The following is an 18,621-nucleotide window of genomic DNA, read 5'->3' as shown; positions in this document are numbered from 1 at the left end:
ACCACGTCTTTCGATGGCAAGTCGACCCAGAGTGCAGGGCCGCCGGGCCCGAGCACCGGAAGCGGCGCGGCAGCGAATTAAACCGCAGGCACCGACTCGTCGTCCACCTGCTCGCCCAGAGCTTCGGCGATCGCGGCGAACTCGTTGAGCGCTGCTTGCAGGTCATCGACGATCTCGCGCGCGATCACGGCCGGGGGAAGCAGGCTGTCTGAGTCTTCTAGAGCCGGATCCTTGAGCCATGTGATGTCCAGGTTTACCTTGTCGCGCTTGAGGAGGTCGGCAACGTCGTACGCTGCAAAACGCTCGGTCGCTACCCGGCCTTTACGTGACTTCCCCGGCAGGTATGCGGTAACGAAGTCGTCCAGGTGGTGGCGTCGGAGCTGCCTGGTCTTAAGCGTGAAGTGCTGGCCTACCCGGAAGTCGTAGACCCACAGTTTGGAGGTGCACGGTTTCTTGTCAGCTCGGGGGGCCTTCTTGTCGAAAAACAGAACGTTTGCCTTCACGCCACCGGCGTAGAAGATGCCGGTGGGTAGACGCAACAAGGTGTGGACGTCGAAATCCTGGAGCAGTCGCCGCCGGATTGCCTCACCGGCCCCGCCCTCGAAGAGCACGTTGTCCGGCAGGACGACTGCGGCACGGCCATCGACCTTGAGTGCGGACATGATGTGCTGGAGGAAGTTGAGCTGCTTGTTCGTCGTTGTAGAACGGAAGTCGGTCCGGTCGTAGGAGATGTCCTCCTTGTCCAGCCTGCCGTCGGTGCCGTAGACGGTGATGGAGGACTTCCTGCCGAATGGCGGATTGGCGAGCACGAGCGAAACCCGCTCATCGCCGGTTGGCTGCTTGGCCAGAGCATCACGGACGTCGATCAGCGAAGGTCCGTCGCTCGTACCAATGCCATGAAGAAGCATGTTCATGGCGGCGAGGCGCGCGGTCCCTGGAACCAACTCGACGCCCCGAATGGCGCCCGACGAAAGGTGATCTTGCTGGGCCTTCGTCATGCGTCCGGCGTATTCGCGAGCGATGTGAGCGTGGGCCGCGATGAGGAACCCGCCGGTGCCGCATGCAGGGTCCAGAATCGTGTCATCCGGGGTCGGGCGTACCGCGTCAATGATCGCGTCGATCAGTGGACGAGGCGTGAAGTATTGGCCAGCGCCGGTCTTGACATCCTCAGCGCCCTTGGCCAGCAGACCTTCGTAGGCGTCGCCCTTGATGTCGACCCCGGCAGCGGCCCACTCCTGTTTTCCGATCAGTTCGACGGCGAGTTTTTGGAGTTTTGCCGGGTCGGTAATCTTGTTCTGAGCCTTAGCGAAGATCGTCCCGAGGTTGGTGTGCGGGTTTTTTGCCAGCTCTACGAGGACGGTCCGGTAATGGGTTTCTAGCTCTTCACCCTTCTTTGCGATTAGAGACGGCCAGTCCAAGTGCTCTGGAACAATCCGCTTTGGCTCTTCGGATAGGTCGCTTTGATACTGCTCATCGGCGATCTTCAAAAAGAGCAAGTAAGAAAGCTGCTCCACGTAATCAATCGTGGAAAGTCCGTCATCGCGAAGAACTGTGCAGTAGTTCCAGAGCTTTGAGACGAGAGAGTTTGTCTCAGCCTGGACTGCGGCGGTTGTGCTGGAAGGCGTGTCAATGGTCACAGCGCTAGCTCTTCCTGCGTGCCAGTTGGCACAACTGTGATCTTCGGCGGTGGAAGTGTAGTCTTGTTCGGGCCGGATTTACGAGGGCGAAGACTCTTCGGCCGGCTGTAATGCTCCCTCTCGATTCGCTTGAGAATTTCTATGGCTGGTTCATCGGCCGAGTCCTGCCGGGCCAGACTTCCTGTGAAAGCTTCCACTAGGAGAGAGCGTCTAAGGTGCTTGGATCGCTTCTGTGCCATGGCGGCTTCCTCCATCAACCGCTCTACCACTGCGAAGTGGTCCAGGGCGGCTTCAACTATGCGAGCCTGTACATCGAGTGGAGGTATCGGGATGTCAAGCGCTTCAAGGATGCTCTGATTGATCTTGTAGATTCCTGCAGTTGTCCGCGCAGCGGACTCAATCTGGCGACGTACAGTTTGCGAGTCCCATACAAAAGCCAGGAACTCGGGATCGACGACATCCGAATTCGGCCGCACGCGGATCATTGTATCCGGGAAAGCAACCGGATCGGGGTCATGAACAGCGAGAGCCCCGCGCCCGACCAGGCGTAGGGAGCCATTCCCTCTACTCACCATGAAGTCGCCGCGCTCAACTAGGAACGGCGTGGCATCTTCTCTCTGCCACGCCCCGCCCTTCCGTGCCGAAAGGTCTAGGACCCTGTTCTTGATCGCAGTGAGGCGGAGGACAGGGAAGCCATCGTCGTCTGTGGGAACCGATCGACCATTAATAAGGGGCGAGGCTAGAAGTGTTTTAAGCTTCCGGGTCGACGAGAGCCACGGGTCGAGAAGCTCGCGACGCCGTGTGTTATCAAACGAGGTTGTAGATTGGCGAACTCTAGCGATGTAACGATTCGCCGCATCAAGCCGGGACAGATGATCTTCGAGTACCTCGACGATGCGGAGTTGCTCGGCCAACGGCGGAAGAGGGATCGGGAGTTTGCGAATTTCACCTAGACCAAGGCGTGGCCGCCCCACTCCCCGGATCTTGCTCATGGCAACGGCCCGTGTCGCCGGCGCTTGCAACGCGTAAAGTACCCACTTGCTATTTACGTCAGGATGCAACCTGGCGCGGATCACATCGGCTTTTACGATGGCCGGGCCTTCGAGGTCCGGAACAAGAGCGACCCTCGGCAACTCCTCGCCGAGAGATGCCAAAATGAGATCGCCAGCCTGGACATCATGATTCTTGAGATTCTCGTAATGTTCCAGGCTGATATAGGCCCGTTCGTCGCGAAACTCACCGTCGCCCACATTCTGAAGGCGAAGCACTCTCGCACCCGAATCGGTGTAGTGCGACGACTTGAGGTTTGAGCCGAACGGGCCGTCGGTGATCGCCCGCGGCTCTGCGGCAAGGAGATCCTCAAGTGTCGCCCATACCCACCCATCCGGCAGCGCCTCGCTCAAGCCAGTTCTCGATCCATCTCGTCGATCAGTTCACGGGCACGGTCCCGGCCGCCGAAGTCTCGAACGAGACCGGCCTGACCGCCGCGCGGTGTAAAGGTTACGCCCTTGATGGCCTCGACTGTGATGCCAACGCCAATAGCGATCTCATCCTTGATCCGCTCCAGCCACCATCGCTGGTCCGGGGTAAACGCCGTTCCGGCCTGCTCCTGGCGAAGCAGCCACGCCGCGAATCGCTCTTCAACGACGCTACGGTAGGGCTTGAGGTCAGAGTCCAGCCCAAGCTCGTACCGGATGAGACTGACCAGATCGGGCACCTCTGCGTTGCCTAGAGGTGAGTCCGCTGCCCGACCAAGAGTCTCGTAAGCGTCCCACAGTACGCCTGGGGTCCAGGCGTGTGGCGGTCGCTTGATCTTGGCGGCGAGTGCCTTGAGCTTGGCGAGCGCGTCGCGTCCGCCACCGCGGCTCTTGCTCAGAACTTGGATCGCGGTGATCTCGTCGCGGTGCTTCTCCAGGTATGCATGCCACGACTCGACTGTGGAACCCGCGCGCTCCTCGCGGGGCACTTCGACGAAGGTGCGGACCTCGTCCTTGGTCGTCGCGTCATAAGTGATGTCATGGTCGCGACGGATTTCCAGGATTCGTTCCCGATATGCGGGGTTCCCGGTGAGCGGTGCGATCGCCTCCTCCACGAGCTTTCGCGCAGCCGCCTTTCCACCGCTCTCACGGGCTTTCTCTTGCTCATCGGGGTCGATCGCCTTAACGATCGCGCTGGCGAGCGCTGTGATGGTCATGCCGTTGCCGACAGTCGCTAGCTCCTCGCGTTCTTCGGGAGTGATCTGCTGGTTGAGCCGGGCCAGTCGGCCAGCGAGGGCTGCGGCCTCGGTGAGGTTGATGGCTCTGGTCGCGCACTTCTTGAGGAGCGTCTCCAAGCTGATCTGCTTGTCGGTCGCTGACATCAGTGGCTTGGAGTCCACTTTGGGTGAATCGGTTACGCCCGCCGCGTCGAGCAGGATGAATCGGGTCTTGGCGATGTCTTCCGACGCGTCGGGGGTGACTTCGCGCAGCTCGTCGGAGTCGAGCGTCCTTGATCCTCGCCCCTTCATCTGCTCGAAAAGGACCGCGCTACGGACGGCCCTCAGGAAGATGACGCACTCCAATGCACGCACGTCCGTCCCCGTGGCGATCATGTCGACCGTCACCGCAAGACGGAGTCGCGCGTCCTGCCGGAGATCGTTGATCAGGTCGTCCGGGTTCTTCCCGGCCTTGCGAACCTTGTACGTGATCTTTGCGGCGAACTCATCGCCTACGCTGAAGACCTGCTTGGCGATGGTCAGCACGTCTTCGGCATGATCGTCGGTCGCCGCGAAGACAAGCGTCTTGGGCAGTACTTGACGGTCGGGGAACCACCGCTGCCAGTTGTCTCGGTAGGTGGTGAGCACGGTACGGATGTGGTCCTCGGCAATGACGTTCCGGCCGAGTTGCTGCTTGCCGTAGATGAAATCGCTGTCGAGTTGCTCCAGCCGTTGCGCGCGGGTCGCGCGGTTCCGCACCCTGACCGTGGTGCCCTCCTCAATGAGAGACCCTTCCTCGCCGACCTTGGTCGAGAGGCGGACCACGTCGAAGTCCACATTGACGCCGTCGGCTACAGCCATTTCGTAGGTGTACTGCGAGACCAGGTTCTGGTTGAAGAACCCCAGGGTCTGCTTGGTCGGCGTCGCGGTCAGCCCGACAATATGGGCGTCGAAGTAGTCGAGCACGCCGCGCCATAGTCCGTAGATCGAGCGATGGCATTCGTCCACCACGATCAAGTCGAAGGACTCCGGTGGCACGCGCGGGTTGTAGCCGACGGCTACCGGGGCGTCGGTCTCGTAGTCGGCATCGCTGTCTTCGGCCGCGTCGTCCTCTGCGTCGTTGTTGACGACGACTTCGCCGCGCAGCAGCGCGTACATCTTCTGGATCGTGCAGATCAGTACGCTTGAGGAGTCTTGGATGCAGTCCCCGGCCAGTCGTTCCACGTTGTAGAGCTCGTTGAACTTCCGGCCGTCGTCCGGGGTCACGTAATTGCGGAACTCGGCGAGGGCCTGGCGGCCGAGGTTGTTCCGGTCCACAAGGAACAGGACGCGGCGCGCCTTGCCATGCTTGAGCAGCCTGTATGCCTCGGTTACGGCAGTGAACGTCTTTCCTGCGCCGGTCGCCATCTGGATGAGAGCACGCGGCATGTCGAGCTCGAGGGACGTCTCCAGTCCGGTGACCGCGTCGATTTGAGCTGGGCGAAGCCCGCTGGTCTCCAGGGCGGGCATGTGCTTGAGCCGGGCACGATAGGTCGGGGTCTCCGGGAACTCGTCGGCCTCTCTCATCCATCCTGAGATGGTCTCCGGCCGGTGGAAGGAAAAGACCTCTCGGCTGCGGGCCTCCGGGTCCAGCCGATTTAAGAACACGGTCTCCGCACCGGTGGATGCGTAGCGGAAGACGAGAGGCTCGTCCTTGTGCCATACCGCCAGAGCGTGCTCTTTGAGAGTGCCTGCGGCGTATCGCGCGTTCTGGGCCTGAGCCGCGCTGAGGGTTTCCCCCTCGCGCTTTGCCTCGATCACCCCAACGATCTTTCCGTCCACGTAGAGCACGTAGTCGGCTGAGCCCGATGCGAGACGGAACTCCCTGACAGCGACACCACGGCCGGCGAGTGGGTTGAGTTCCCTCATATCCTGAACCAGCCACCCCGCTTCAGCTAGCTGCTGATCGATAACGCGTCGGGCCTGCGCTTCATTCAGCGGGGCTGGGCGTCGCGCACGGTCGACGAGAGTGGCACGGTCGAGAGCTGAAACCTGCTTCGGCGCGGCCTTATATGCCTTGAAAGATCCTTCCTGGGCCCCTCGTAGCCTGGCCATCTCCGCAAGGAGCGCCTCATTCTCCGCTCGGAGCGCTTCGTGGCGGGCATTCGCCTCGTTGACCATGGAGTCAGCGATCACTCGTGCGCGCTCGCGCTCCTGGAACAGATCAGAGATTTCGCTGAGCCGTAGCTGCGATTCGGCGAGCGCCGCGCGATCTGCCTCCAGCGCCTCCTGTAGTGCGGCAACCTCGGCAGGATCGACGACGACCGGTGCCACTGGTGGCACGAATGCGGTGACCGTGCGGTCTCCGGTCAGAGTCCGGTTTAGCCACGTCCCGAGCTCCCAGGCGACTCGGATCCCTTGAAGAGCCCGCGTCGTATCGAACATGTGGCGGTGCGTCGCATGGTTGCCAACCTGCCGCAGGGTGTCGAACCCCGTGCGGATATTCGATGGCACCAAGCCTGCATTCGCTAAGGCCTGAACTCGGTGGACCTGCTTGTCCCCGGCGACCCTCAGCCCTGCCCGCGTGAGCAGCACTTCAGCCAGTACCTCGCCGAACTGGCGCGTGTGAACGAGGGCGGCGTTCGAGTCGGTAAACACGATGGCTTCGGCTTGGGCGCCATAGAGGGCAAGGAGGGGGCTATGGCTGAACAGATGCCCGAAGTTCACGGAAGAACGCGCAAGGTCAGACAGCCGCTGGTCCACGTTGCCCTCATCTGGAGAAGTCCGACATCTACCCCTCGAAAGATCATACGCAAAGTTTGTCCAACCCCTGCGTGTCTCCGAAGTTCGGGAGGGGCTTACCCGGCAAGGTCATGGAGTTACCAGGTCCGCGCGGGAATCGTGCGCGTGGGGCGCGCTGGCCGCGACCGGCCGAAGAGCCGCAGCGCGGCCAGCCGGCGGCCCATGCGCTGCGGGTCGCCGTAGGCGGGCCGCTTTAAAGACGTGGAGAAAGTCCTCATCCGGCAAACGATCATGGCTTTGACCTGGCGCTTTGTGGCTTCGTTGGTGCTCCGCATCGGAGCTGCGGGGCTACAGCACCCACACCGAACCGGACGGCGTCCTGCGGGTGCCGTGCAAGACCCGCCGCGCCTCCCGCTGCCCGGCCTGCGCCGAGACTTACCGCGCCGACACGTACCAGCTCGTGTGGGCGGGCCTGGTCGGTGGCAAGGGTGTCCCCGAGACGGTCGCCGCGCACCCAGCGCTGTTCGTGACACTCACCGCGCCGTCGTTCGGCACGGTGCACGTCCGGCGGGAGAAGAACGGGAAGGTCCTGCCTTGCCACGCTCGCCGCGACGCCGGGACCTGCCCACACGGACAGGTCGTGTCCTGCACGTCTCGCCACGCGGCCGATGATCCGCGCCTCGGCGAACCGCTCTGCCCCGAGTGCTACGACTATGAAGGATCGGTGCTCTTCAACGCCGTAGCTCCCGAGCTATGGCGCCGCTTCACCGAAGCCCTCCGCCGACGCTTCGCCCGACTCTCCGGCCTCACGCTCAAGGAACTGCGCGAACAGCTCACCATCTCCTTCGCCAAGGTCGCCGAATACCAACGGCGCGGCGTCGTCCACTTCCACGCCGTCATCCGCCTCGACGGCCCCACCGGTCCGACCTCGTCGCCGCCGGTCTGGGCCACCGCCGACGCCCTGGAGCAAGCCGTCCAGCACGCGGCCGGTGCAATCACGGTCGAGGTCGAGCCCCTGGCCCGCGTCTTCCGCTGGGGCACCCAGCTCGACGCCCGCCCTATCACCATGAACGGCGACCTCACCGAACAAGCGGTCGCCGCCTACATCGCCAAGTACGCCACCAAGGCCGCCGAATGCGTTGGCACCCTCGACGAACTGGCCCTGTTCCCGCTGCGCGACCACGCCCGCCGCCTCATCGCCGAATGCCTCCGCCTGGGCGCCCTCGACGACCTGGCCGACCTACGGCTCATCCAATGGGCCCACATGCTCGGCTTCCGCGGCCACTTCTCCACCCGATCCCGCCGCTACGGCCCCACCCTCGGCGACCTCCGCGCCGCTCGTGAGCAGCACGCTCGCGATAACGCCATCACCACCGGCAGGCTGCCGCTCTTCGATGACGACACCGTCCTTGTCGTCCGCGAATGGGCCTACGCAGGGAAAGGCCACTCCGCTGGAGACCTGATTCTCATCGCTGCCATCACTGGCGCGTCCACGTCCGCACATGCTCGCCCCGACCGAGAGCAGGCGTCATGACCGTACCCACGAGCGAAGAGCGAATGTGGACGGTACAGCGGCTCTCTGACTTCCTCGGCATACCGACGACCACGCTCTACCAATGGCGCTACCTCGGCAAAGGACCGAGGGGATGCAAGATCGGACGCCACGTCCGCTACCTCCCCGAGGACGTCTACGCCTGGGTGCGTGAGCAGTCATGACGGTCTACGACAGGTGGCACAAGTCCAGACCACGCCCGGGGGACGCCAAGTGCGCTGAACACAACCGCGTGCCCTCGTCCGACCACAGCAAGGGCGAGCGCTGGCAGGTCCGTTGGCGCGACGACCACGGTGAGCAGCGGAAGAAGAACTTCGACAAGCGCGCCGCAGCCGACGCGTTCGACGCCAAGGTCAAGAACGAACTGGCCGTCGGCACGTACGTGGACCCCAGCGCCGGTAAGGTCCTCTTCCGCCAGCGCGCGGACGAATGGCTGAGGTCAGCGCCGTTCGACGAGGCCGTTCACGACCAGGTCGCGATGAGGCTCCGCAACCACATCTATCCCGTCCTGGGTGACCGGGAGATGCGCGTACTGGCCAACCGGCCGTCGATGGTCCAAGCCTGGCTACGCGGGCTACAGGGCGAACTGGCCCCTTCCTACATCAAGGTCCTGCTGGCGCACGTGTCCGCTGTCTTCTCCGCGGCCGTGGACGACGGCCTCGTCGCGCGGAACCCCTGCAAGGCATCGGTCGTCCGAGCACCCAAGGTCTCGCGCGACAGGGTGAAGCCGTGGACGTACGAGATGGTGGAAGGCATGCGGGCCGCTCTCGGGCAGAGGTACGCCGCGATGGTCGACATCGGGGCCGGCCTCGGTCTGAGGCAAGGCGAGATCTTCGGCCTGGCCGTCGATGACGTCGACTTCCTCCGGCGGGTGGTCCACGTGCGGCGCCAGGTGAAGATCATTCGTAGCAGGCAGGTCTTCGCTCCACCGAAAGGCGGGAAGACGCGCGACGTTCCGCTTCCGGACTCGGTGGCGCTCCGGCTCTCCGCTCACCTCGCCGTCTTCCCCGCCGTGGATGTCACGCTGCCCTGGCTGGCGCTCGCCGGCAAGCCGGTGACGCACCGGCTGCTCTTTGCCACGCCGAACGGCAACGCGATCCACTGCACGTACTTCAACCAAGGACAGTGGCGGTTGGCCCTCGTCCGCGCGGGCATCGTGCCCGCCCCTCCCCAGGGTCAGATGCCCGAGTCGCATCGCGAGCATGGCATGCACGCCCTCCGTCACTTCTACGCCTCCGTCCTGCTCGACGGGGCGAGAGCATCAAGGCCCTGAGCGAGTACCTCGGGCACCACGACCCGGGCTTCACCCTCCGCACGTACACGCACCTCATGCCGTCCAGCGAAGACCGCACCCGCAAGGCCGTCGACCAGGTCTTCGGGGCACACTCACCGAAGCCGTGTGCCCCCGATGTGCCCTCTCAGGAAGCCTGACCCACGTCACCGCAGGTCAGAAGCCCAGACAGCGACTACCAGCACTTCTCCCGCAGCGGCCGGTGAGCCGATCCGCTACTTGTTCACGTCGTTGACGCCCGGCACGACCAGGAAGCTGTCGGCTTTCCGGTAGCCGGTCAGCCGCCGGGCCCGGCCCGTGCCGGCGTCCACCGCGTACGTGGAGAAGCGCCCCCCGAACAACCCGTACACCACCGTGAACTCGTGCCCGCTCACCCACGGCCCGGTGCTCAGGATGCCGCCCTTGTCGTCCGGCAGGCCGCGGATGGCCAGCTTGCGCACGGTTCGCCCGGTCCTGACGTCGAGCACGGTCAGGGTGTTGTCCTTCAGTTCGCGCAGGTCCCGGTCCCAGTGCAGGGCGACCACCGTACGGCCGTCGGGGCTCACCTCGTTGAACATGATGTGCGGGCCCTTGAAGCGCACCGGCTTGCCGCCTCCGGTGACGGGCATCAGCCACAGATCCGTCTTGACGTACCGGACCAGCTCGACGACACCGCCCTTGACGCCGACCGCCTCGTACCTGCCGTCCAGCGGCACCGTCCTGCCGGTGCGCACGTCGATCAGCGTCCCGGGGTACTTGCTGCCCACGCGGGGGTCGAAGACCAGGTACCGGCCGTCGTCGGAGACCACGAGCATGGAGCCGGCGCCGATCCGGTCCTCCTCGACGGTGACGGGAGAGGTCGTCTCGGCACCGGTGACCAGGTCGCGGACCACGTGGGCCCGGGCCTGGCGGCTGTAGTACGCGAGCATGCGCCCGTCCCGGCTGATCGAGATCGGCGCGACCCGGCCCGCGGCCGTCTCGCCGACCGCCTGCGGCACGCGGTACGTGACGCCGGCGGCGGTGACCACCCGCCACTCGACGGCGTCGCAGCTCACGTTCCGCTGAGCGTCCACCTCACACAACGTCCGGTACGCGTAACCGAGCGGGCCGACCTTCCCGGCCGGCAGGTCCGGCACCGTGCCGGTCCTCTGGGACACGGCCGGCTGCTGCCCCTGCCAGGGGACTGTCGTGGCGGCCGTCGCCGCCGCCAGCACCACGGCCGTGGCCAGGGCCGCCGCGCCCGTGGTGAGACGACGGCGCCTGCGGTAGCCGGCGATGGCCGCGTCGGCCAGGTTCACCGGCGGCGCCTCGTCGGCGATGTCGTTCAGCGTCTCCCGCAGCCGCGTCACCGGGCCACCTCCACGATCTCCGGTTCGGACAGCAGGTGCGCCAGCTCGGGCGCCACGGCGCGCAGCCGGGCCAGCGCGTGGTGGGTCTGGCTCTTGACGGTGCCGACGGCGCAGCCGAGTATCTCGGCCGTCTGGGCCTCGCTGAGGTCCTCACGGAAGCGCAGCACGATCACGGCCCGCTGCTTGGGCGTCAGCCTGTCCAGGGCCTGGCGCAGCACGATGCGGTCGAGCGTGGCGTCGTCATGCGAGACGTCGCGTTCGGGCAGGTCGCTGCTCGGCACCTCCGGGCGTGGCCGCCGCTTCCAGGAGATGTACTGGTTCACCAGCGCCTTGCGCGTGTACGCCTCGGGATTGCCGTCCTTCGACAGCTTGTGCCACTGCCGCACCACCTTCATCAGGACGCTCTGCAGCAGGTCCTCGGCGAGGTGGGCGTCGCCCGTCAGCAGGTAGGCGGTGCGCATGAGCGCCTGCTGGCGGGTGAGCACGAACTCGCGGAAGCCGTCGTGACGATCCAAGATGATCTCCTCTCGCCCATTGCCAACGCCACCCGGCGGGCGAAAGGTTGCAGGTCTCCGTCACATGGGTTTGCCGGCCCGCAGTCCCAGCACGCGGGGCACGGGACCGCCCGGGGGCTCGACGGTGCGGGCGATCACCAGGCCGGCGGCGGTGAAGGCGTTGAGCAGGTCGGCGAGCGGCACGTGCCGCATGCCGAGGCGCGCCCTGATGCCGTCCTCGCGCCACCACGGGGCGGCCGCGTGCCGGCCCGCCGTGCGGTACGTGGGATGGACGACGCGCCCGCCGTCGGCGCGGTCCTCGGTGTGGGGGCCGGTGAAGCACGGATGCGCCCCGAAGAACACCAGGGTGCCGCCGGGGCGCAGCACGCGGGCGGCCTCGCGTGTCACCACGGCGAAGTCGTCCACGTCCGTCGAGATCCACAGGGCGGCCACGGTCGTGAACACTCCGTCGGCGAACGGCAGCGCCGCCGCGTCGCCGCGCAGGATGGCCTCGCCGGGGCCGCGGCGTGACCGCGCCAGGCGGAGCTGGTCGGCGGAATGGTCCAGCCCGACGATTGTACGGCCCGTGGAACGCAGGGTCTCGGCGTTCTGGCCGGTCCCGCAGCCCAGGTCGAGGCAGAGTCCCGTGCCCGGACCGAGCAGGTCGAGCAGGAAAGGGCGATTGCCCTCGGCCCAGGCGGCGTTGACCTGGTCGTACCACTCGGCGAGGCCGTCATAGCGGGGGGATGCCATGGGCGCCGTCTCCTCCGGGTCGGCTACCCGGCGATCTTACGTCAGGGGGTCCAGGTCGACCGGAGCCGTCCACCGTGCGATGTCCACGGTGAACCCCTCGAAGATCGCCTGCCCCGTCCCGTCGCCCTCGGCGAACAGGCCGAGCACGGCCCCCACCCAGCGGCCCTGCGTGGCGTGGAACGGCTCGCCGAGCGGGCGCGGGCCGTCCCCGGTGTCGGCCAGGAACGTGACGACCGCGCCCTCCCCGACGCGCGCGCCGAGGGTGACGGCCGTCCCCTCGGGCACGCTGATCTCGGCGGAGCCCGCGCGCACGACGGCGGACCCGTCCGGCGCCGGCTCGACCGTCACGGACGCGGAGGTGTGGCCGACGACGGCCAGCCCGGCCCGGCCCGCGCCCTTGAGCACGACCCGCGTGGTGACCGTGCAAGGGTCGCCGGGCAGCCGCTGCGTGAGGACGGCCGGGCGTTCCCGCAGGTCCGCCGGGCCGGGTACGCAGGTCAGCCGGAGCGTCCCGTCGCGCAGCTCCCACCAGGCGGGGTCGGGATCGGCCTGCCAGCTCCACTGGAGGCCGAGCCCGGGCCCGGCGAAGTCGTCGGACGTGGCCGGCGCGGCCGGCTCCCCGCCGGGCACCGGCACCGGGCCGCCCGGCACCGGCACGCCGTCCGCGCCCATGACCGGCCAGCCGTCCCGCCACTCCATCGGCTGGAGGTGGACGACCCGCCCGTACGGGCCGCGGTCCTGGAAGTGCATGAACCAGTGCTCGCCGGACGGAGTGTCCACCCAGCCGCCCTGGTGCGGGCCGTTCACGTCGGTGCCGCCCTGCTCCAGCACGATCCGGTCCTCGTACGGGCCGAAGATCGAGCGCGACCGGAACACCGACTGCCAGCCGGTCGCCACGCCACCGGCCGGGGCGAAGATCCAGTAGTGGCCGTCGTGCCGGTAGAGCTTGGGGCCCTCCAGTGTGCGGTAGCCGGGAAGGCGGTCGGCGTCCACGACGAGGGCGCCCTCGTCGAGCACCTCGCGGGCGTCCGGCGCCATGCGGTGCAGGGTCAGCCGGTTGCTCACCCCCGCCCTGCTCCTGGCCCAGGCGTGCACGAGGTACGCCTGGCCGTCCGCGTCCCACAGCGGGCACGGGTCGATGAGGCCGAGACCGGGCTTGACCAGGTGCGGCTCGGTCCACGGTCCTCGGGGGTCCGCGGCGCTCACCTGGAAGATCCCCACGTCGGGGTCGCCGTAGAAGATCCAGAAGCGGCCGTCGTGGTGGCGCAGCGACGGGGCCCACACGCCGCAGCCGGGTCGCACGTCGGCGTGTCCCCGGGTCACGGCGTGGCCGATGATCGTCCAGTTGACCAGGTCGCGGGAGTGCAGGATCGGCAGCCCCGGCACCTTGGTGAAGCTGGAGGCGGTCAGGTAGAAGTCGTCGCCGACGCGGATCACGTCGGAGTCCGACCAGTCCGCGTTGAGCACGGGGTTGCGGTAGAGGGGGGCCACGGTGGAAGTCTCCTGGGTCGAATGGTGCAACCGGTTGCAGGAAACGATCCGCGAGCGCCGGGGCGATGTCAAGGCTCGCGACCGACCCCGACGCGCCGAGCAGCGGAAACGCCCGAAGCTCGAAATTTTCGCGTTCACGGGGGTGGCCTGGACGCGAGGCTACCGGCACAGTTGGGACATGACGGCCGAAAGCACGCCACCTTCGTTGCCCAAGCTGGCGGTCATCGCCCGCGAGGCCGGAGTGTCCGTCGCAACCGTTTCCAAAGCGTTGAACGGCCGGTCGGACGTCTCCGCGCACACCCGCCGCCGCGTCGCCGACGTGCTGGAACGCCGTGGCTACCCCCGGCAGCGACGCAGGCGGCGCCGCGGCAGCCTCGTCGACGTCATGCTCCAGGGCCTCGACTCGCCGTACGCGCTGGCGGTCCTCGGCGGCGTCGAGGCCGCGGCCTGGCGGCTGGGCGTCGACGTCGTCGTCTCGGCCGCGACCGGCCGCACCAGGAGCGGCCGGCCACCGGCCGCCTGGCTGGACCGGATGAGCGCCCGCGACAGCGCCGGCATCCTGCTCGTACGGACCGCGCCGACCGCCTCCCAGCGCTCCTGGCTGAGCGACCGCGGGATCCCGGCGGTGATCGTGGACCCGCGCCGCGATCCCCCGCCCGGCGTGCCCGTCGTCGTCTCCGCCGACCAGGCCGGCGCCCGGTCGGCGGTCGAGCACCTCATCGGCCTGGGCCACCGGCGCATCGCCGTCGTCACCGGCCGTCCCGGCGTGCCCTGCGCCGTCGAGCGGCTGGCCGGGTACCGGCAGGCCATGACCGGCGCGGGCCTGCCCGCCGACCCGCGCTGGGAGGTCCGCGGCAACTTCCGCAGCGAGGACGCCCTGCGGGCCACCCACGAGCTGCTCGACCGGCTGCCGGCCCCGCCGACCGCCGTGTTCGCCTGCTCCGACGCGATGGCCGCCGGGGTGGTCCAGGCGCTCGCCGAGCGCGGCCACCGCGTGCCCGCCGACGTCAGCGTGGTCGGCTTCGACGACTCCGTGGCGGCCGCGCACGTCACGCCCCCGCTGACCACCGTCCGCCAGCCCTGGAACGCCCTGGGCGCCGCCGCCCTGGCCGCCCTGCTGTCGGCCGACGCCCCGGCCCGGGTGGAGCTGCCCACCACCCTCGTCGTCCGGGCCAGCACCGCCGCCCCCGGCTCGTCCGGCGTTGATCATTCCGAACCCGTGCCGCCGCGCCTAGGCTGAGGACGCGTGGGCTTTCCAGGGGCGCCCGTGAGCAGGGGAGAACAGAGACCATGGCGGCTGGCGACGGCGACGGGTGGGCGGAGTGCGGCCGGGGCCACCGGCACTGGGGGCTGCACGGCGCCTCCGGGCTGCTGGCCGTCCACCACGACGCGCACGGCGTGCCGTACGTGCTCATGCAGAAGCGCTCGTGGTGGAGCCACCACGGCGGCACGTGGGGGCTGCCGGGCGGCGCGCTCGACAGCCACGAGGACGCCGTCGCCGGAGCGCTGCGCGAGGCCCGCGAGGAGGCGGCCGTCCCCGGCGACGCCCTGCGGGTCAAGGGTGTGTACGTGGACGACCACGGCGGGTGGGCGTTCGAGACGGTGATCGCCGAGGCGCCCGAGCTGCTGCCCGCCGTGCCCGCCAACCGGGAGAGCGCCGAGCTGCGCTGGCTGCGCCTGCCCGAGATCTCCGCGATGCGGCTGCACCCGGGGTTCGCCGAGACCTGGGGAGAGGTCCAGGAGGAGCTGCGGCCCGAGACGCTGGTCCTCGACGTGGCCAACATCGTCGGCGCCCGCGCCGAGCACGGCTGGTGGAAGGACCGGCTCGGCGCCGCCACCCGCCTGCTGGAGGACGTGTCACGGCTCGGCCTGACCCACCCCGTGCTGGAGCGCTGGTACCCGCGGATCGTGGCCGTCGTCGAGGGCGGCGCCCGCGAGGTGCCGGACGTGCGGGGCGTCCAGGTGGTGGCGGCCACCGGCAGCGGCGACGACGCCGTCGTGGAGGTCGTCCGCCGGGCGCGGCCGTGGGAGCGGGTGCTCGTCGTGACCGCCGACCGGGGCCTGAAGGAGCGCGTCACCGACCTCGGCGCCACCACCGCGGGCCCCCGGTGGCTGCTGTCACAGCTCGACCGGTAGGAGCCGCCGCTCCGGTACCCCGGCGGCACCGCAGCCGCTAAGGTGGTGTGCGCACTGGAGGGTTCGCATAGTGGACGAGTGCAGCCGCCTTGAAAGCGGCCAGGTCAGCGATGGCCTCGTGGGTTCGAATCCCACACCCTCCGCTCGGCTCCCGCGCCTCCGGGTCGCCTAGTCGCGCGTCCCGGGGGCCGCCATCGCCTCCCTCGTCCCGGCGAACCCGTCGCCCACGTACGCCGCGAGTTGCAGGAAGGCGTCGCGGGTCGGCTCCTGCAGCCGGTCCAGGTCGATCTCCGCGCCCTCCTCCAGATGCGGGTCGTACGGCACGCGGATCACCGCCCGGCACCGGGCCGCGAAGTGGGCCTCCAGCTTGTTGATGTCGACCGCCGACTTCGTGCGCGGCCGGACGCTGCACAGCACGACGGTGGCGTTGCGCACCAGGTCGGCGTAGTGGTGCGCCTCCAGCCAGTCGAGCGTCGCCGACGCGGCTCGCGCGCCGTCCACCGACGGCGAGCTGACCAGCACGATCTGGTCGGCCAGGCCGAGCACGCCGCCCATCGCCGAGTGCAGCAGACCGGTGCCGCAGTCGGTGATGCAGATCGAGTAGAAGTTCTCCAGCACCTGCGAGACGGCCTGGTAGTCGGCGCCGCTGAACGCCTCCGACACCGACGGGTCGCGGTCGGAGGCCAGCACCTCCAGCCGCGAGGGCGCCTGCGAGGTGAACGCCCTGATGTCCACGTACCTCTTGACCTGCTCCCGCTCGTTGAGCAGGTCGCGGACCGTCGCCGAGGTCTCCAGCACCAGCTTGTCGGACAGGGTGCCGCGGTCGGGGTTGGCGTCGACGGCGATGACGCGGTCGCCGCGCGTCGAGGCCAGGGTCGCGCCGAGGCCGACCGTGGTCGTCGTCTTGCCGACGCCGCCCTTCAGGCTGAGGACGGCCACGCGGTGGTGCCCCGTGGCGACCGGGGTGCGGGCCCTGGACAGCAGCTCGCGGCGGCGGCGCACCTCCGGCGGCTCGCCCGGCTTGATCCAGCCGCCGGACGCCTTGTAGACCAGGCGCCGCCAGCCCTTGGACGGGGCGTTGCGGCGGCCCCGCAGCAGGGTCTCGGGGTCGAGGCTCTCGGCGGTCGGCTTGCCGGTGACCGGCGGGCGTGGGGACGCGCTGAAGACCGGGACGGGGGCGGGGCGGCGCGGCCGGGGCGCGGGCGGCTCGGCCCGCTGCGCGGGAGGCTGGGGCGGCGTGCTCGGTCGGTGGTGCTCCCGCGCCGGTTCGGGGTGGTCCGGCGGCTCGGGACGGTCGAGTGCGCCGCCCTGGGCGGCCCGCCGGCCGGACGGCGCGCCGAACGCGGGCGGCTGGGCGAGGGGCCGGACGTCGACGGTGTGCCCGTCCTCGTGGTCGTGGGGGCTTCCCGCGGCGCGCCCGGGCTCGGCCTCGTCGTCACGGGGGCGGGACAGGGCGGGCCTGGTGTCGTCGGCGACTCGTCCGCCCTCGGGGGCATGCGCGCCCTCGGGGGCATGCGCGTCCTCGGGGGCATGCGCGTCCTCGGAGGACGACCACACGTCGGCGGCGGTCGCCGCGCTCTCGGCGGATCGCGCGCTCTCGGCGGGCCGTGTGTTGTCGGCGGGTCTTGTGCGGTCGGCGGTCCGCGCGTTCTCGGCGGGTCGTGTGCGGTCGACGGTCCTGGCGTCGTCCGACGGACGTGCCTCGGCCGGTGGACGCACCTCGCCGGACTGGCGCGTCCCGTCCGACGGGCGCGCGTCGTCGGACGGCCGCGCCTCGGACGGGCGGGGGGCGAACAGCGGCGTGTCGGACGGCGGTACCGGCTGGGGGTCCCACGCGGACGGGGGCCGCAGATGGGGAGAGGTCGCGTCCGGAGAGTCGGGATCGGGTGCCGCGCCTCCCGCCTCGGTGCCGTCCGCCTCCTCACGACCGAGGGCCTCGGAAGAGCGGGCCTCAGGGGAGCGGGCCTCAGGAGAGCGGGCCTCGGCGGACGGGGCCTCCACGGGGCCCGCCTCGGAAGTCCGCTCCTCAGGCGTCCGCGCCTCGGACGTTCGCGCCTCAGGCGTTCGCGCCTCAGGCGTTCGCGCCTCGGACGTTCGCGCTTCGGACGTTCGCGTCTCGGCGGGCGTCTCGGCTGGGCCGGACGTCTCGCCAAGACCGGGCATCCCGGGCGTCGCGGACGGGCCGGACTCGGCGAAGGGAGGCGTCAGGGAGGGGTGGGTCTCGGACGGATGCGCGTCGAAGGCGCTGAAGCGCTCCGGCGGCAGCGGCCACTCCAGGGGCTCCGGCCACCCGGCGCGCTCCTCCGCCCCCCGTCCCTCGGCCGCGGGGTCGTCTCCGTCGCGCGTCGGCCGGGGCTCGGGCAGCGAGGGGTACGTGTCGGCGTCGTCGGCCCGGGGCAGCGGCTTGAGCGGCTCCAGGAACGCGTCGGGCCCGGCCGGCGCCAGGTCGTCGCGCCCGTCCCGCGGCTGCGCCTCGAACGGCGCCGCGGGCGTCTCGAAGGCCGACGCCTCGCCGAACGCGCCCGGCCGCCCACCCTGATCGAAGGACGACGCCCGCTGGTCGTACGAGGACGCCTGGTCGTACCCAGGGGTCTGGTCGTACCCGGAGGTCTGCTCGTACCCGGACGGCTGGCCGAACGGCGACGGCGGCTCCAGCCACTGCGTGGAGACGTCACTCTCGCGCCCGGCGTCCTCGTCCGCGCCGGACGGCATGTCGGGCCCGTACAGCGACCCGGCCGCGGCGCGGAACAGCGGCTGCGGCGGCGCCTCCGGCGGCGTCACCGACCGCCACGGGTCCTGCGGGTACGGCGAAGCGGACCGCTCGTCGTCGGAGCCGGCGGAACCGCCCGGGACGGACGCCTCCTCCGTCTCCTTGATCGCGTCGAGCCAGGCAAGCTGCTCCTCGAGCGATTCCTCACGATCGTGTCTCGCCACCGTGTTCCCCCTCGGCTGGGTGTAAAGGGGCAGCAAATATTCTGAAGATTAACGCCATGTGTTCCCATGGTCGCAGCCAACCCACAACTT

Annotated in this window: 13 protein-coding genes and 1 tRNA gene; 6 read left to right on the top strand and 8 right to left on the bottom strand. The window is 68.9% G+C overall.

Features of this window, described 5'->3' with window-relative positions; all coding sequences use genetic code 11:
- Window positions 1-77 precede the first annotated feature (77 nt).
- From HTZ77_RS37865 to HTZ77_RS37855, 3 genes are read right to left on the bottom strand one after another with little or no spacing between them, the layout of a single operon-like run.
- Window positions 78-1,637, bottom strand: a complete 1,560-nt coding sequence (locus HTZ77_RS37865; protein ID WP_205304462.1) for a class I SAM-dependent DNA methyltransferase — start codon at window positions 1,635-1,637, stop codon at window positions 78-80.
- Window positions 1,634-3,040 (bottom strand): restriction endonuclease subunit S, encoded by a 1,407-nt coding sequence (locus HTZ77_RS37860; protein WP_175594565.1) that lies wholly within the window; start codon window positions 3,038-3,040, stop codon window positions 1,634-1,636. Before HTZ77_RS37860 ends, HTZ77_RS37865 begins: the two co-directional genes overlap by 4 nt.
- Window positions 3,037-6,573, bottom strand: coding sequence for a type I restriction endonuclease subunit R (locus HTZ77_RS37855; protein ID WP_175594564.1), 3,537 nt, complete (start codon window positions 6,571-6,573; stop codon window positions 3,037-3,039). Before HTZ77_RS37855 ends, HTZ77_RS37860 begins: the two co-directional genes overlap by 4 nt.
- Window positions 6,574-6,862: 289 nt before the next feature.
- Between HTZ77_RS37855 and HTZ77_RS37850 the strand changes: the two genes are divergently transcribed.
- The 3 genes from HTZ77_RS37850 to HTZ77_RS37840 are packed head-to-tail and all read left to right on the top strand — an operon-like array spanning window position 6,863 to window position 9,377.
- Window positions 6,863-8,086 carry a replication initiator gene (locus HTZ77_RS37850; protein ID WP_328809008.1) on the top strand — a complete coding sequence of 408 codons (1,224 nt, stop codon included), beginning with the start codon at window positions 6,863-6,865 and terminating at the stop codon, window positions 8,084-8,086.
- A complete protein-coding gene (locus HTZ77_RS48540; RefSeq protein WP_328809007.1) occupies window positions 7,975-8,268 on the top strand; it encodes a helix-turn-helix transcriptional regulator in 294 nt (97 codons plus the stop codon). The genes HTZ77_RS37850 and HTZ77_RS48540 overlap by 112 nt, the downstream gene beginning before the upstream one ends.
- On the top strand, window positions 8,265-9,377 hold the full coding sequence (locus HTZ77_RS37840) for a site-specific integrase (protein WP_175594562.1): 1,113 nt from the start codon (window positions 8,265-8,267) through the stop codon (window positions 9,375-9,377). The genes HTZ77_RS48540 and HTZ77_RS37840 overlap by 4 nt, the downstream gene beginning before the upstream one ends.
- A gap of 233 nt (window positions 9,378-9,610) precedes the next feature.
- Here HTZ77_RS37840 and HTZ77_RS37835 read toward each other — a convergent pair whose 3' ends face one another.
- Genes HTZ77_RS37835 through HTZ77_RS37820 form a run of 4 tightly spaced genes read right to left on the bottom strand, consistent with a single transcriptional unit; the run spans window position 9,611 to window position 13,461 of the window.
- Window positions 9,611-10,723: a WD40 repeat domain-containing protein gene (locus tag HTZ77_RS37835; RefSeq protein WP_175594561.1), complete on the bottom strand. Its 1,113-nt coding sequence runs from the start codon at window positions 10,721-10,723 to the stop codon at window positions 9,611-9,613.
- The gene (locus HTZ77_RS37830; RefSeq protein ID WP_175594560.1) at window positions 10,720-11,238 is read right to left on the bottom strand and encodes a SigE family RNA polymerase sigma factor; all 519 of its coding nucleotides are present in this window, start codon (window positions 11,236-11,238) and stop codon (window positions 10,720-10,722) included. Before HTZ77_RS37830 ends, HTZ77_RS37835 begins: the two co-directional genes overlap by 4 nt.
- Window positions 11,239-11,298: 60 nt before the next feature.
- Window positions 11,299-11,970 (bottom strand): class I SAM-dependent methyltransferase, encoded by a 672-nt coding sequence (locus tag HTZ77_RS37825; RefSeq protein ID WP_175594559.1) that lies wholly within the window; start codon window positions 11,968-11,970, stop codon window positions 11,299-11,301.
- Between the two features lie 36 nt (window positions 11,971-12,006).
- Entirely contained in the window at window positions 12,007-13,461 is a 1,455-nt protein-coding gene (locus HTZ77_RS37820; RefSeq protein ID WP_175594558.1) for a glycoside hydrolase family 43 protein, read from the bottom strand.
- Window positions 13,462-13,639: 178 nt separating this feature from the next.
- Between HTZ77_RS37820 and HTZ77_RS37815 the strand changes: the two genes are divergently transcribed.
- From HTZ77_RS37815 to HTZ77_RS37805, 3 genes are all read left to right on the top strand, one after another.
- Entirely contained in the window at window positions 13,640-14,701 is a 1,062-nt protein-coding gene (locus HTZ77_RS37815) for a LacI family DNA-binding transcriptional regulator (RefSeq protein WP_175594557.1), read from the top strand.
- A 50-nt stretch (window positions 14,702-14,751) separates the two neighbouring features.
- Entirely contained in the window at window positions 14,752-15,597 is an 846-nt protein-coding gene (locus tag HTZ77_RS37810) for an NUDIX hydrolase (protein WP_175594556.1), read from the top strand.
- A 56-nt stretch (window positions 15,598-15,653) separates the two neighbouring features.
- A tRNA-Ser gene (locus HTZ77_RS37805) sits at window positions 15,654-15,740 on the top strand.
- A gap of 25 nt (window positions 15,741-15,765) precedes the next feature.
- Here the strand turns inward: HTZ77_RS37805 and HTZ77_RS37800 are convergent.
- Window positions 15,766-18,531 (bottom strand): MinD/ParA family ATP-binding protein, encoded by a 2,766-nt coding sequence (locus tag HTZ77_RS37800; protein ID WP_328809006.1) that lies wholly within the window; start codon window positions 18,529-18,531, stop codon window positions 15,766-15,768.
- Window positions 18,532-18,621 lie beyond the last annotated feature (90 nt).

This window comes from Nonomuraea montanisoli (assembly GCF_013363975.1).
GTDB classification, from domain to species: Bacteria; Actinomycetota; Actinomycetes; order Streptosporangiales; family Streptosporangiaceae; genus Nonomuraea; species Nonomuraea montanisoli.
The sequence above is the reverse complement of the archived record's forward strand: the minus strand, read 5'-3'. Positions and strand labels throughout refer to the sequence as shown.